The 12,988-nt window shown below is 67.7% G+C and carries 13 protein-coding genes and 1 pseudogene; 2 read left to right on the top strand and 12 right to left on the bottom strand.

Features of this window, described 5'->3' with window-relative positions:
• Window positions 1-807, bottom strand: a complete 807-nt coding sequence (gene lepB, locus BN972_RS07460; protein ID WP_036354621.1) for a signal peptidase I — start codon at window positions 805-807, stop codon at window positions 1-3.
• Between the two features lie 57 nt (window positions 808-864).
• The gene (gene rplS, locus BN972_RS07455) at window positions 865-1,206 is read right to left on the bottom strand and encodes a 50S ribosomal protein L19 (protein ID WP_036354618.1); all 342 of its coding nucleotides are present in this window, start codon (window positions 1,204-1,206) and stop codon (window positions 865-867) included.
• A gap of 336 nt (window positions 1,207-1,542) precedes the next feature.
• Here rplS and BN972_RS07450 point away from each other — a divergent pair, with 336 nt between their 5' ends.
• Entirely contained in the window at window positions 1,543-2,496 is a 954-nt protein-coding gene (locus BN972_RS07450) for a serine hydrolase (protein WP_036354615.1), read from the top strand.
• 46 nt (window positions 2,497-2,542) lie between these two features.
• Here BN972_RS07450 and trmD read toward each other — a convergent pair whose 3' ends face one another.
• From trmD to BN972_RS07425, 5 genes are all read right to left on the bottom strand, one after another.
• Window positions 2,543-3,229, bottom strand: a complete 687-nt coding sequence (trmD, locus tag BN972_RS07445) for a tRNA (guanosine(37)-N1)-methyltransferase TrmD (protein WP_036354613.1) — start codon at window positions 3,227-3,229, stop codon at window positions 2,543-2,545.
• A gap of 2 nt (window positions 3,230-3,231) precedes the next feature.
• On the bottom strand, window positions 3,232-3,753 hold the full coding sequence (rimM, locus tag BN972_RS07440; protein ID WP_036354610.1) for a ribosome maturation factor RimM: 522 nt from the start codon (window positions 3,751-3,753) through the stop codon (window positions 3,232-3,234).
• Window positions 3,754-3,761: 8 nt separating this feature from the next.
• Window positions 3,762-4,004 carry an RNA-binding protein gene (locus tag BN972_RS07435; protein ID WP_036354608.1) on the bottom strand — a complete coding sequence of 81 codons (243 nt, stop codon included), beginning with the start codon at window positions 4,002-4,004 and terminating at the stop codon, window positions 3,762-3,764.
• Between the two features lie 7 nt (window positions 4,005-4,011).
• On the bottom strand, window positions 4,012-4,524 hold the full coding sequence (gene rpsP, locus BN972_RS07430) for a 30S ribosomal protein S16 (RefSeq protein WP_036354601.1): 513 nt from the start codon (window positions 4,522-4,524) through the stop codon (window positions 4,012-4,014).
• Between the two features lie 156 nt (window positions 4,525-4,680).
• Complete coding sequence (locus BN972_RS07425; RefSeq protein WP_036354598.1) at window positions 4,681-5,100, bottom strand: nuclear transport factor 2 family protein; 420 nt, start codon at window positions 5,098-5,100, stop codon at window positions 4,681-4,683.
• 44 nt (window positions 5,101-5,144) lie between these two features.
• On the opposite strand from BN972_RS07425, the gene BN972_RS07420 reads away from it, so the two are divergent.
• Complete coding sequence (locus tag BN972_RS07420) at window positions 5,145-6,023, top strand: D-alanyl-D-alanine carboxypeptidase family protein (RefSeq protein WP_036354595.1); 879 nt, start codon at window positions 5,145-5,147, stop codon at window positions 6,021-6,023.
• Window positions 6,024-6,046: 23 nt separating this feature from the next.
• Here BN972_RS07420 and BN972_RS07415 read toward each other — a convergent pair whose 3' ends face one another.
• The 5 genes and pseudogenes from BN972_RS07415 to ffh form a co-directional block, all read right to left on the bottom strand.
• Complete coding sequence (locus tag BN972_RS07415) at window positions 6,047-6,643, bottom strand: TetR/AcrR family transcriptional regulator (RefSeq protein ID WP_036354592.1); 597 nt, start codon at window positions 6,641-6,643, stop codon at window positions 6,047-6,049.
• 2 nt (window positions 6,644-6,645) lie between these two features.
• Window positions 6,646-8,483, bottom strand: a pseudogene (locus BN972_RS07410) (N-acyl-D-amino-acid deacylase family protein).
• A gap of 35 nt (window positions 8,484-8,518) precedes the next feature.
• Window positions 8,519-10,243, bottom strand: coding sequence for a serine/threonine-protein kinase (locus BN972_RS07405; protein ID WP_036354589.1), 1,725 nt, complete (start codon window positions 10,241-10,243; stop codon window positions 8,519-8,521).
• Between the two features lie 71 nt (window positions 10,244-10,314).
• The gene (locus BN972_RS07400) at window positions 10,315-11,391 is read right to left on the bottom strand and encodes a metal-dependent hydrolase family protein (RefSeq protein WP_036354586.1); all 1,077 of its coding nucleotides are present in this window, start codon (window positions 11,389-11,391) and stop codon (window positions 10,315-10,317) included.
• Between the two features lie 7 nt (window positions 11,392-11,398).
• Window positions 11,399-12,961: a signal recognition particle protein gene (gene ffh, locus BN972_RS07395; protein WP_036356871.1), complete on the bottom strand. Its 1,563-nt coding sequence runs from the start codon at window positions 12,959-12,961 to the stop codon at window positions 11,399-11,401.
• Window positions 12,962-12,988 lie beyond the last annotated feature (27 nt).

Raw genomic sequence — 12,988 nt, 5'->3', positions numbered from 1 at the left:
CTATTGCGCCTGCTGAGGGTTCACCGAACCTACGCCACCCCACCGCGACGGCGGCCAGACGATGAACCTGGCCTTGCCGATCACGTTGGCGACGGGCACCGTCCCCGCCATCGGATCACCGGTGCACAGCATCGGGCAGTGCGCGCGGGAATCCGCCGAATGGGTCCTGTTGTCACCCATAACCCACAGCCGTCCCGGCGGGACGGTGACCGGCCCGAACTCGCTGCCCAGGCACGGATAGACCGAGGGGTCGGCCATCATGGTGTTCGCGTCCAGGTACGGCTCTTTGAGGGGTTTGCCGTTGACCGTCAGCCCCGTGTCGGCCCGGCACTGCACCGTCTGCCCGCCGACCGCGATCACCCGCTTCACCAAATCGTTCTCGTCGGGCGGCACGAAGCCGATGAACGACAACGCGTTCTGCAGCCAGCGCAGGGCGGTGTTGGACGAGCGGATCGACTTGTAGCCGACGTTCCAGGACGGGGGGCCCTTGAACACAATGACGTCGCCGGGTTGCGGCGAGCTGAAGCGGTAGGTGAGCTTGTCGACCATGATGCGGTCCCCGACGCAGGTCGCGCACCCGTGCAGGGTGGGTTCCATCGACTCGGACGGAATCAGATACGGACGCGCGACGAACGTCAGCACGAAGTAGTAGATGCCGATCGCAACGATGGCGAGCCACGTGAGTTCGCGCAGCGTCGAGCGCTTCTTGGTGTTCGAGTCGTCGGTCTTGGACTCCGATTCGAGCTCGGTTCCAGGATCAGCGGCCGACGGGGAATCCTCCGGAGGAGAGTCCTCGGTTCCAGTCACGAGATCAGCGTAGCCAGCACTAGGCGCGCAGCTGCGGACGCCGGGACCCCACCAAGGTCAGCGCTTCTCCTTGATCTTGGCCTTCTTGCCGCGGAGTTCACGCAGGTAGTACAACTTGGCGCGACGGACGTCCCCACGGGTCACCACCTCGATGTGGTCGATGTTGGGCGAATGCACCGGGAAGGTCCGCTCCACGCCAACGCCGTAGCTCTCCTTACGCACCGTGAAGGTCTCGCGGATGCCGCCGCCCTGCCGCCGGATCACCACGCCCTTGAAGACCTGGATGCGTTCCTTGGCGCCCTCGATGACCTTCACGTGCACGTTGATGGTGTCGCCTGGGCCGAAGGCAGGGATGTCGTCGCGCAGCGACGCCTGGTCGACGAAGTCCAGCCTGTTCATTGGAAAGACACTTCCTCGGGGTCGCGGCTTCGTCAACCGGGCGCACGCGGGCGTGCAACGGTCACCAAGCCGATGGTTAGGGCTTCTGGGTGTACCTCGCAGCAGGCGGTAGGCACCTGGCCCGCCGGCAACCGCTGGAGACAACTGGCCAATTGTGCCAGATGCGGGTCATGCAGTGAAAATCACAGGAAACTGTCGTGATTCGCGCCCGACGCAAAGCCGCTGCAAATGGTACATATGACTGGGGCTGAACCGCGCTGATCCGAAACCATCGGTATACCCAAATCCCGGCCCAGCTTCACGTTGCTTTACGCCTGAGAACGCCGAAGGAGTGCAATGCGAGCCCGGCCGCTGACCATGCTGACCGCCGTCGCCGCGGCGGCTCTGGTGGTGGTTGCCGGTTGTGAGGCGACGGTCCACGCCAAGGCGTTCACTTCGACCGGTCAGGCGACGTCCCAGCCCGAACCGCAGCCGCAGCAGCAGCTGGTAGAGCTGCTATTGCGGGCCATCACCCCGACCGCGGCGCCGATGGCGCTGCCGACCATCGGCCTGGGCGGGCTCACGGGCGTGCAGGCGCGTATCCAGCAGGCCACCGATCAGGCCGCTGCCAGTGGCGCGACCCTGGCGGTGGCCATTCTCGACCGCGCTACCCATCAGCTGGTGTCCAACGGCAACAGCCAGATCATCGCCACCGCATCGGTGGCCAAACTCTTTATCGCCGACAACCTGCTGCTGCAGGAATCCGTCGGCCGGGTGACGCTGTCTGCTGAGGATCACCAGGCGTTGGACCTGATGCTGCAGTCCTCCGACGACGGCGCCGCTGAGCAGTTCTGGGGCCAGGACGGCGGCGACGCGATCATCACGCAGGTGGCCAGCCGCTACGGACTCACCTCGACCACGCCGCCCAGCGACGGCCGCTGGTGGAACACGATCAGCTCGGCGCCGGACCTGATCCGCTATTACGAGCGGCTGCTCGACGGCTCCGGCGGGTTGCCGCCCGATCGCGCCCGGCTCATCGTCAACGACCTGGCCCGTTCCACCCCGACGGGAGTCGACGGTTACCCGCAGCGATTCGGCATTCCAGACGGTCTGTACGCCGAACCCGTTGCCGTCAAACAGGGTTGGATGTGCTGCGTCGGCGCCGACTGGATGCACCTGTCCACTGGGATCATCGGCGCCGACCGCCGCTATATCATGGTCATCGAATCCCTGCAACCCTCCGACGACGCCACCGCGCGCGAGACGATCACCCAAGCGGTCAAGACCATCTTCCCCAACGGCCGCATCTAGCGTCCCCCGCCCACGGCGCACCCCGCGTTTCCCTGCTCGCCACCACTTAATCCAGCAACTCCGGTCGCCGCTCGCGGGTGCGCTGCAACGACACCGCACGCCGCCAGGCCGCAATGCGGGCATGATCCCCGGACAGCAACACCTCCGGCACGTCCAGCCCACGCCAGCTGGCCGGCCGCGTATAGCTCGGCCCCTCCAGCAGCCGCTCCAGCGCCGGTGAGTGCGAATCGTCCTCGTGTGACGCGGGATTGCCCAATACACCGGTCAGCAGCCGTAGCACTGCTTCGATCATCACCAGCGCGGCCGACTCGCCACCGGGCAGCACATAGTCGCCGATCGACACCTCTTCGACGCGCATCCGGCGTGCCGAGTCGTCGACCACCCGCTGATCGATGCCCTCGTAGCGACCGCAGGCGAAGACCAGGTGCCGCTCGCTGCTCCAGCGCTGGGCGGTGGCCTGGGTGAACAACACGCCGGCCGGGCTAGGCACCACCAAAAGGGTCTCCGCCGAACAGATTTCGTCCAGCGCCTCCCCCCAAACCGGCGCCCTCATCACCATGCCGGGCCCGCCACCGTACGGCGCGTCGTCCACCGAGTGGTGCACATCGTGGGTCCACCGCCGCAGGTCGTGCACCTGCAGATCCACCAGACCGGACGCAATCGCCTTGCCGGGCAATGATTGTCGCAGCGGGTCGAGGTAGGCCGGAAAGATCGAGATGACGTCGATGCGCACGCTTACCCCAGGTCCAGCAGACCGTCGGGCGGTTCGATTTCGAGAGTGCCGTCGTCCAGCGACACCGACGTGACGATGGCGCTGACGAACGGGATCAACAGTTCACCGGCCTCGCGCTTGACCGACAGCAGTTCGCCACCGGCGGTGTGCAGTACCTCGGCCACCACACCGATCTCCTGCCCTGCCGTCGTCGCGACCCGCAAGCCTTCCAGCTGGTGGTCGTAATACGTATCGGGCTCATCGATCGGCGGCAGTTCATCCGAGTCGATGACGAACAGACTGCCGCGCAGCGCGTCAGCGGCGTCCCGGTCGGCCACACCGGCCAGCCGCACCAGCAGTCGGGCACCATGCGGCCGCGCCCCTTCCACCACGTAGCTGCGGGAGGGGCCGCCGTCGCGGGGCTTACGGGCGCGCAGTGTGCTGCCCGGCGCGAACCGTACGTCGGGATCGTCGGTGCGTACCTCGACGACGAGTTCGCCGGTGATGCCGTGGGCTTTCGCCACGCGCCCGACGATCAGCTCCATCGGCTGCGCTACTGGTCGGTGTCCACCACGTCGACGCGGATACCGCGGCCACCGATGCCTGCGACCAGGGTGCGCAGTGCGGTCGCGGTACGACCACCGCGACCAATCACTTTGCCCAGGTCATCGGGATGAACGTGGACCTCGACGGTGCGGCCACGACGGCTGGTCACCAGGTCGACCCGCACATCGTCGGGGTTGTCGACGATCCCCCGGACCAGGTGCTCGACCGCGTCGACCACGACGGTGCTCATGGCCTGGTCAGCTTTCCGTCGCCGGCGCGGACTGCTCGCCCTGCTCGGTCTCAGCCACGGCCGCGGCCTTCTCCGCCCCGGTCTCGGCTCCCGCCTCAGGCGCGGCTTCCTCGCTCTTGGCGGCCTTCTTCGGCGCGGACTTCTTCTTCGGCTTGGTGGCCTCGGTGGTCGGACCGCCCTCGGCCTCGGCCAGCGCAGCGTTGAACAGCTCCAGCTTGCTGGGCTTGGCGGGCTTGACCTTCAGCCGGCCCTCGGCGCCGGGCAGGCCCTTGAACTTCTGCCAGTCACCGGTGATCTTCAGCAGCTTCAGCACCGGCTCGGTGGGCTGGGCGCCCACGGACAGCCAGTACTGCGCGCGCTCGGAGTTGATCTCGATGAGGCTCGGCTCTTCCTTCGGGTGGTACCGGCCGATCACCTCGATGGAACGGCCGTCGCGACGGGTGCGCGCGTCGGCGACAGCGATGCGGTACTGGGGATTGCGGATTTTGCCAAGCCGAGTGAGCTTGATCTTGACAGCCATGGTTAAGCGACTTCTCCTGTGTGTGTCACGCTGCAATTCAGCGACACGGGCAGGATGCCCGGGCCCGGTTTCGCCTCGCGTGTGTGACCACCGAACGATCTTGATCGCGCGGCGGACAGCGGCCAATTGTGCCAGAACCGGGTGCTCCGGACGAAATCAGAGCACTTTCTGGAACGTCTTGGTCTCCACCCGCCGCGTCATCCGCCAGCCCTGCTCGGTGCGCACGAACTCGTCGTCGTACCAGAGCCCGCAGAACAGGATCTGCTCCTTGTCCCCGCCCAGCACCATCGGGTTGAAGCAGATCACCCGCGACGACGCCGTGTCACCGTCGATGCGGACCGAGAAGTTGCCCAACATGTGCGAATACACCGGGAAGTTCGGCAGCACCTCCGACAGCCACTTTTTGACCTCCGGATACTCGCCGGCGATCCCGCCGAGGGCGGTGTAGTCGATATAGGCGTCCGGGGTGAAGACGTTGTCCAGGTCGTCGAAACGACGCGAGTCGATGGCGGTGGAGTAATCCACCAGGAGTTGCTGGATCTCCAGGCGGTCAGAAATTTCGGCCAAGCTCAACATGCATCGATTCAACACCGGGGCCAGGACGGTTACACTCAGCGCCCATGCGAAAGCTCTTGGCCGCCGCCGCTGCGCTGGTGGCGATCTGTCTTGTGGCCGGCACCGCGTCGGCCGACACCGATGTACAGCCGGCCGGTTCGATGCCGATTCCCGACGGTCCCGCCCAAACCTGGATCGTCGCCGACCTCGACAGCGGTCAGGTGCTGGCCGGCCGCGACCAGTACGCGGTGCATCCCCCGGCGAGCACGATCAAGGTGCTGCTGGCGCTGGTCGTGCTGGACGAGTTGGGCCTGGACTCCACGGTGGTCGCGGACGCCGCAGACACCGATGTCGAATGCAACTGCGTGGGGGTCAAGGCGGGCCACAGCTACACCACGCGCGAGTTGCTCGACGGCCTGTTGCTGGTCTCGGGCAACGACGCCGCCAATACCTTGGCGCACATGCTGGGTGGACCGGGCGCCACGGTGGCCAAGATGAATGCCAAGGCAGCGTCGTTGGGAGCTTCGAGCACTCATGCGTCGACGCCGTCCGGACTGGACGGCCCCGACGGCCCCGGCGCATCGACCGCCCACGACCTCGCGGTGATATTCCGGGCCGCCATGGCCAACCCGGTATTCGCGGCGATCACCGCCAAGCCGTCGGCGATGTTTCCCGGCGGCCCCGGTGACGGGGGTGACCTGGTGATCACCAACCAGGACGAGCTGCTGCAGCGTTACCCCGGCGCGATCGGCGGCAAGACCGGCTTCACCAACGCCGCCCGCAAGACGTTCGTCGGCGCGGCGGCGCGCGGCGGCCGCCGGCTGGTGATCGCCATGATGTACGGGCTGGTCAAGGAGGGCGGGCCGACCTATTGGGATCAGGCCGCCAGCCTGTTCGACTGGGGCTTCGCGCTCAGCCCGCAAGCCAGCATCGGCTCGCTGTAGCGCGCTTTCGCGTCTGGTCGCGCTCACCTAGCCGGCCACGCCGCGGACAGCAGCGCGGTCAGCACCGGAATCCGGCGCTCGGCGATCTCGGGCTGGGGCAACACGCCCTCCACCACCGCGGCTCCGTCGAACACGTTGGTCAACAGCGCCACCAGCACCGGCAGCGTGTCCTGCGGGATGTTCTCCGTCCCCGGCATAGTTAACGCGGCATCGTAAATCTTCGCACGGTACTGCCAAAGTTCATGCTGCAGAGTCGTTTTCAGCTTCTCATCGGTGCGGGCGGCGATCAACAATTCGTAGAGCACGGCGTTGGCGGGTCCGCTGGTGATGTCCCGCAGAATCGCCAGCGCGGCCTCCAGCGCGGGCCGATCGGCCGGTATTTGGGCGACCTGCTTGGTGAACGTCTCCAGCTGCCGGCGCAGCACCTCCGATGCCGTGGCTGCCATGAAGTCGCCCATGGTCTCGAAGTGCCGGAACAGTGCCCCGACCGACACCCCCGCGCGCTTGGTGATCACCGCCGCCGAAGCGCGGGCGTAGCCGACTTCGATGATGGTGTCGATGCAGGCCTCGAGGAGCCGGCCGACCGTCTCCTCGCGGCGCTGCTGCTGGGTCCTGGCCATCGCTACGCGGTGGCGCTCAGGGCCCGTCCGGCCCCGTGCGCATGCCGCTGGCCCGCGCGCAGGTACCGACCGGATTTCACCGTTTCGCCGTAGCCCTCGCAGAACTCGCCATCGCGGAAGACGACCGCCCCGCCGACACCCGTCGCGACCACCGTCGCGTCGTTGCGATTGACCATGCGGCGCAGTCCGCCGTAGAACGGCACCGCCTCCTCGTAGTAGCCGTCCACCGAGTCGTCCAGGCGGGCGGGGTCGATCACGACGAAGTCCGCGCGGTCGCCTTCCCGCAGCGTGCCGGCATCGATGCCGAACCACTCGGCCACCTCCGCGGTCAGCCGGTACACCGCCCGCTCCATCGTCAGGAACGGCCTACCGGCCCGGTGGGCGTCGCGGGCGCGCTTCAGCAGTCGCAGCGGGAAGTTGTAGAAGGCCATGTTGCGCAGGTGCGCGCCGGCGTCGGAGAAGCCCATGTGGACAACCGGGTCGGCGGCCAGCTTGTCCAGCTGCTTGGGCCGATGGTTGGCGACGGTGGTGGTCCAGCGCACGTTGCGCTCACCGTTCTCCACCAAGATGTCGAGGAACGCATCCAGCGGGTGCAGCCCGCGCTCGTCGGCGATCGCGCCAAAGCTCTTGCCGATCAACGTCTTGTCGGGGCATTCCACGATTACCGCGTCGTGGAAGTCGCGATGCCACAGCGACGGGCCCAGCTTGGCGCGGTCGAATTCGCGGCGGAATTTCCGGCGATAGGACTCATCGGCCAACAGCTGGTTGCGCTCCAGCTGGTCACGCAGGTGCAGGGCGGCCGTGCCGGCGCCGAACTCCTCGAACACCGGCAGGTCGATGCCGTCGGAGTACAGCGTGAACGGCACTGGCAGGTGCTGGAACCGCACGCTGGACGCCAGCAGCTTGTTCAGCAGGCGAGCGCCGCGTCCAAAGGTGTGCACGGCCAACGGCATTGACTTGGCGTCGGCGGACACCAACAGGCTCATCCGAACGCCCTTGCGGCGGTTCAGTATTCGGCTGCTGGTGAGGAAGAACATCAGCGCCGACACCGGGCTGTCGACGTTGGGGCGCTCTGCAGTATCCGGCCGCGCTTGCGTAGCACCTTGATCAGCCGGCGCCGCTCTCGCCAGGTCGCGAACGTCGACGGCAGCGCCCGGGAGCGGAACCGCTCACCGTCGAGCTTGTCGATCGGCGCATCCATCCCGGACATGCCCAGCATCCCGGCGTCCAGCGCCTCCTCGAGCAGCTTGGCCATCTTCTCCAACTCGGCGTCGGTCGGCCGGACATCACCGTCGGTGGCCCGCTCCAGGCCGAGCACCGACGTGCGCAGGTCCGAATGACCAAGCATCGAGCCGACATTGGGCCCCAGCGGCAACGTGTCGAGCTTCTCGACGTACTCCGCGGGCGTCGCCCAGGTCCTGTTGCTTTCCAACGCGCCGAGAACGAAGTCGCGCGGCACCGCCTCGACACGACTGAACAGGTCGGCAGCGTCCTGGGAATTCGCGTAGACCGTCGACAGCGAGCAATTGCCCAGCAACAGGGTGGTCACGCCGTGCCGCACCGACTCGCGCAGGCCGGGGTCGAGCAGGATCTCGGCGTCGTAGTGCGTGTGCACATCGAGGAAGCCAGGCATGACCCACTTGCCCCCGGCGTCGATCACCTCCGGGCAGCCGGTCTCATCCAGCGGCCCGGCCGACACGGTTGCCACCACGCCGTCGCGAATGCCCAAGCTACGAGTCTGCGGCGCCGCACCGGTGCCGTCGAACCATAGGCCGTCGCGGATGATCACGTCGAAAGTCACAGTTTCCTCCAAGTCGTCGCGTTGGCAAGACGCTAACATAGATAGCGATCACTCGCAATCTTTATCTCGTGGATCTAACGGTGTGTGGTGGTTGGCGGACCCGTGAGTGTCACGGTGGGCGGTTCGCTAGTGGGCGTGATCCGCACCGGGTCCGGGACGTTCACCCCGGGCGGCGTCTCGCCGGTCCGGCTCGCTTGAGCGGGGATGCGGATGACTCCCCCCTGCTGGCTACATTCGTCGGTCTTCACCGTGACGGTCATCTCGCCGGCCAGGTTGCCCTCCGGTTCTGGACGCAGTGCCACCACCTGCACGGTGGTCTGGGTGCTGGCCACGCCATTGGGCCCGATGCAGGGAAATTTGGTGGTTTCCGGCCGCGATCGCCACTGTCCGCCCTGGAACTCGAGCAGCAGCGGGTGCACGTCCGGAGACTTCGCCTGGGTGTGGTCCGCGTCGTTGAGCAGAGTCGCCGCCGCCACGCAGCGCGTGGGCGTGCACGACGACCGGAACGCCCACCAGGTGGCGACGTCCGGCGGCTGCGGGGTCGGGGTGTTGTTGAAGGTCTGCCTCGAGCGCTGCACCTCGATCACGTACATGCCCTCGAGCGGAAGCGGTGAGCCGGCGGGGGTGCTACTCGGTGTGGTGCTCGACGCAGCCGGCGTCGTGGTGGCGGGGTTGCCCGCCTGAGTCGACATCGTCATGGTCTTGCGCCCGATCGAGACGCCGGCTGCGAACAGGCCGGCCAGCAGCAGTACCGCGGCGACACCGACCAGGATCCGCCGCGGCCCCCGCCGCGGTTTGGTGCGATTGGAGAACTCATCCAACCGTCGCGCCAGCGACCCGGCGGCGGACTGCAACATCGTGTTTTGCCGCGGCGGCGGGACGGTGGCCGGTCGCGGAGCTGGCGGCGGCGGTTGCGGCGGTTCGGGCCAGCCATAGGCCGGGTAGTCGACGACGTAGGCGGGTTCCGGAACGGGCTGCTCGGCGACCTCGGCGACCTGGGCGACCGTGGCTGCCTCTGCGGCCCCGTGGTTGAGATCGCTCAGATCCGGGACGCCGGCGTGCGCGGCCAGCGCCTCGGCGAACTCACGGCAGCTACCGAACCGGTCGGACGGATTCTCGGCCATCGCCCGGCCCAGCACCCCGTCCAGCCGGTCCAGGTCGGGACGCAGATCGCGCAGTCGCGTCCCGACCGCAGGCGGCGCGCCGGTGAACAAGTGCATGGCGGTCGCGGCCAGCGCGTACTGGTCGGCACGACCGTCGGGCTCGGCACCGGCGAGCTCCTCCGGCGCGGCGTAGGCCGATTCGGTGGGCGGACGCGCCAAGCCGAAGTCGGTCAACAGAATCCGCGGTTCGTCCGTCGTCGCCAGCAGGATGTTGGCCGGCCGGACGTCCCGATGCAGCAACCCCCGCTGGTGGGCGAAGTCCAGGCCCCCGGCCACCGCGGTGATCATGCCCAGCGCTTCGGCCAGCGGCAGCACCGCCGGGAACCGACTGGCCATCAGCTGGGCAGCATCGGTGCCTTCCACGTAGTCCATCGCGATCCACAGCTGTCCCTCGAACTCGCCGCGGTCGTGCACTTCGACGATGTTGGGGTGGTACATGGTCGCTGCGACCTGGGTCTCTTGGTGGAACCTCCGGCGGAAATCGCCGTCCGCCGACAACGTCAACGGCAGCACCTTTAAGGCCCGCCACCCGCGCACATCAGGCCGTTGCACCAGGTACAGCCCACCGGTCGCGGAGGAACTCAGCATCCGCACCACGACGTACCCGGCAAAGGCCGCACCGCTGGCCAACGCCATCCAGCGATAGTAACCATCCCCGCGCGGGGCGCAGTCAGCGCGCGGCTAACACTGGGCGAATACTTGCCTGGTCAGGAGGGCCGAAACGGGTTGCCGCGCAGGATCACCAGATCGGGCCGGGTCAGCACCCCCGGGCCCAGTCGTGGGTCCTGCGAGTAGCACAACAGATCTGCCGATGCCCCGTCCTCGAGGCCTGGCCGGCCCAGCCAGCGCCGGGCGTCCCAGCACGCCGCACCCAACGCCTCCTCAGCGCTCATGCCGATCCCGCGCAAGGCGTCCACCTCGTCGGCGATGCGACCGTGCCGGATCATGCCGCCGGCGTCGGTGCCTGCATATACCGGCACGCCGGCGTCGCGCGCCGCCGCCACCCGGCGGTACCCGCGGTCGTACAGGTCGCGCATGTGCGCGGCATATGTCGGATAGCGGGTCGCGGCATCGGCGATGCCGGGGAAGTTCTCCAGGTTGATCAGGGTGGGCACCACCGCGGTGCCGCGTTCGACCATCAGCGCGATGGTGTCGTCGGTGAGGCCGGTGCCGTGTTCGATGCAGTCGATGCCGGCGCGGATCAGTCCGGGCAGCGCATCCTCGCCGAACACGTGCGCCGTGACCCGGGCACCCTCGGCGTGCGCGGCATTGATGGCCTCCCGCAGGACGTCGTCGGACCACAACGGCGCGAGGTCACCAATCTTGCGGTCGATCCAGTCGCCGACCAGCTTGACCCAGCCGTCACCGCGCCGGGCCTGCTCGGCCACCGCGGCCGGCAGTTGGGACTCGTCTTCGAGGTCAATTGGCAGGCCGGGGATGTAGCGTTTGGGCCTGGCCAGGTGCCGACCGGCCCGGATGATCCGGGGCAGGTCGTGGTGATCGTCGAGGCTGCGGGTGTCGATCGGTGAGCCGCAGTCCCGCAGCAACAACGCCCCGACATCACGTTCGGTCTCGGCCTGGGTGATCGCCTCGTCGAGTTCGACGGCGCCATGCTCGCCGAGGCCGACGTGGCAATGCGCGTCCACCAGGCCCGGCAGGATCCAGCCGCCCTCGAAGAGGGTGTCGGCGCCGGACACCGGTTCGGTGCTGATGTGGCCGTCGACGATCCACAGTTCGGTGGGAATGTCGCCAGGCAGAGCCGAACCGCGCACGTGCAGCCGCACGGCGGGACTACTTCTTGCCCGGGAACTTCAGCTTGGACAGGTCGAAGTCAGCCAGACCGGGCGGCAACTCGTTGAGCCCCTCGGGCATCTGCGACAGGTCCGGGAACCCGGCCGGCATGCCCGGCATCCCAGCTCCAGGTCCGAACGGGCTGCGCACCTTCGGCGGCGTCGGGCCGCGGCCGCCCTTCTTACCCTTCTTGCCTTTTGCGTTCTTGGACTTGCGTGTCGAAGACTTGCGCCCGATTCCCGGTATCCCCATGCCACCGAGCATCGACGACATCATCTTGCGGGCCTCGAAGAACCGGTCCACCAGCTGGTTGACCTCGGACACCGTGACGCCGGAGCCGTTGGCGATGCGCAGCCGTCGGGAAGCATTGATGATCTTTGGGTCGGCGCGCTCCTCGGGCGTCATTCCGCGGATGATGGCCTGTAGCCGGTCGAGGCTCTTGTCGTCGACCTCGGCCAGCGCGTCCTTCATCTGCGCGCCGCCGGGCAGCATGCCCAGCAGGTTGCCGATCGGGCCCATCTTGCGCACCGCCAGCATCTGCTCGAGGAAGTCTTCCAACGTAAGTTCCCCGGTGCCGATCTTGGCGGCGGCCGCCTCGGCCTGCTGGGCGTCGAAGACCTGTTCGGCCTGCTCGATCAGGCTCAGCACATCGCCCATGCCCAGGATGCGGCTGGCCATCCGGTCCGGGTGGAAGACGTCGAAGTCTTCGAACTTCTCCCCGGTGGAGGCGAAAAGGATTGGCACCCCGGTGACTTCGCGGACCGACAGCGCGGCGCCACCACGGGCGTCGCCGTCCAGCTTGGTCAACACGACGCCGGTGAATCCGACGCCGTCCCCGAACGCCTGGGCGGTGGCGACGGCGTCCTGACCGATCATCGCGTCCAGGACGAACAGCACCTCGTCGGGATTGACCGCGTCGCGGATGGCGGCGGCCTGGGCCATCAGCTCCTCGTCGATACCCAGCCGGCCAGCGGTGTCAACGATGACGAAGTCGTGGTGTTTGGCCTTGGCCTCGGCGATGCCTGCCGCCGCGACCGCGACCGGGTCACCCGGGCCGGACTCGGGGGATGCGCCGGGGTGCGGCGCGAACACCGGCACGCCGGCCCGCTGCCCGACGACCTGCAGCTGGTTGACGGCGGCCGGACGCTGCAGGTCGCAAGCCACCAGTAGCGGCGTATGGCCCTGATTCTTGAGCCGGTAGGCCAGCTTGCCGGCCAGCGTCGTCTTACCGGAGCCCTGCAGGCCGGCGAGCATGATGACGGTCGGCGGGGTCTTGGCGTACGCGAGCTCCCGGGTTTCCCCGCCGAGGATGCCGATGAGTTCCTCATTGACAATCTTGACGACCTGCTGCGCCGGGTTCAGGGCACCGGACACCTCGGCGCCCCGGGCGCGTTCCTTGATCCGATGCACGAACGCCCGCACGACGGGCAGCGAAACGTCGGCTTCCAGCAGCGCAAGCCGGATCTCACGGGTGGTGGCGTCGATATCGGCGTCGGTGAGGCGGCCTTTGCCGCGTAGCCCTTGAAGGGCACCGGTCAAGCGATCGGAGAGCGATTCAAACACGACCGCCAGCCTAGCCGGGCCACCGCG

The sequence above is a fragment of the Mycobacterium asiaticum DSM 44297 genome, assembly GCF_000613245.1.
GTDB lineage: Bacteria > Actinomycetota > Actinomycetes > Mycobacteriales > Mycobacteriaceae > Mycobacterium > Mycobacterium asiaticum.
Note: the sequence above shows the minus strand (reverse complement) of the source record. Positions and strands in the feature narration are given on the sequence as shown.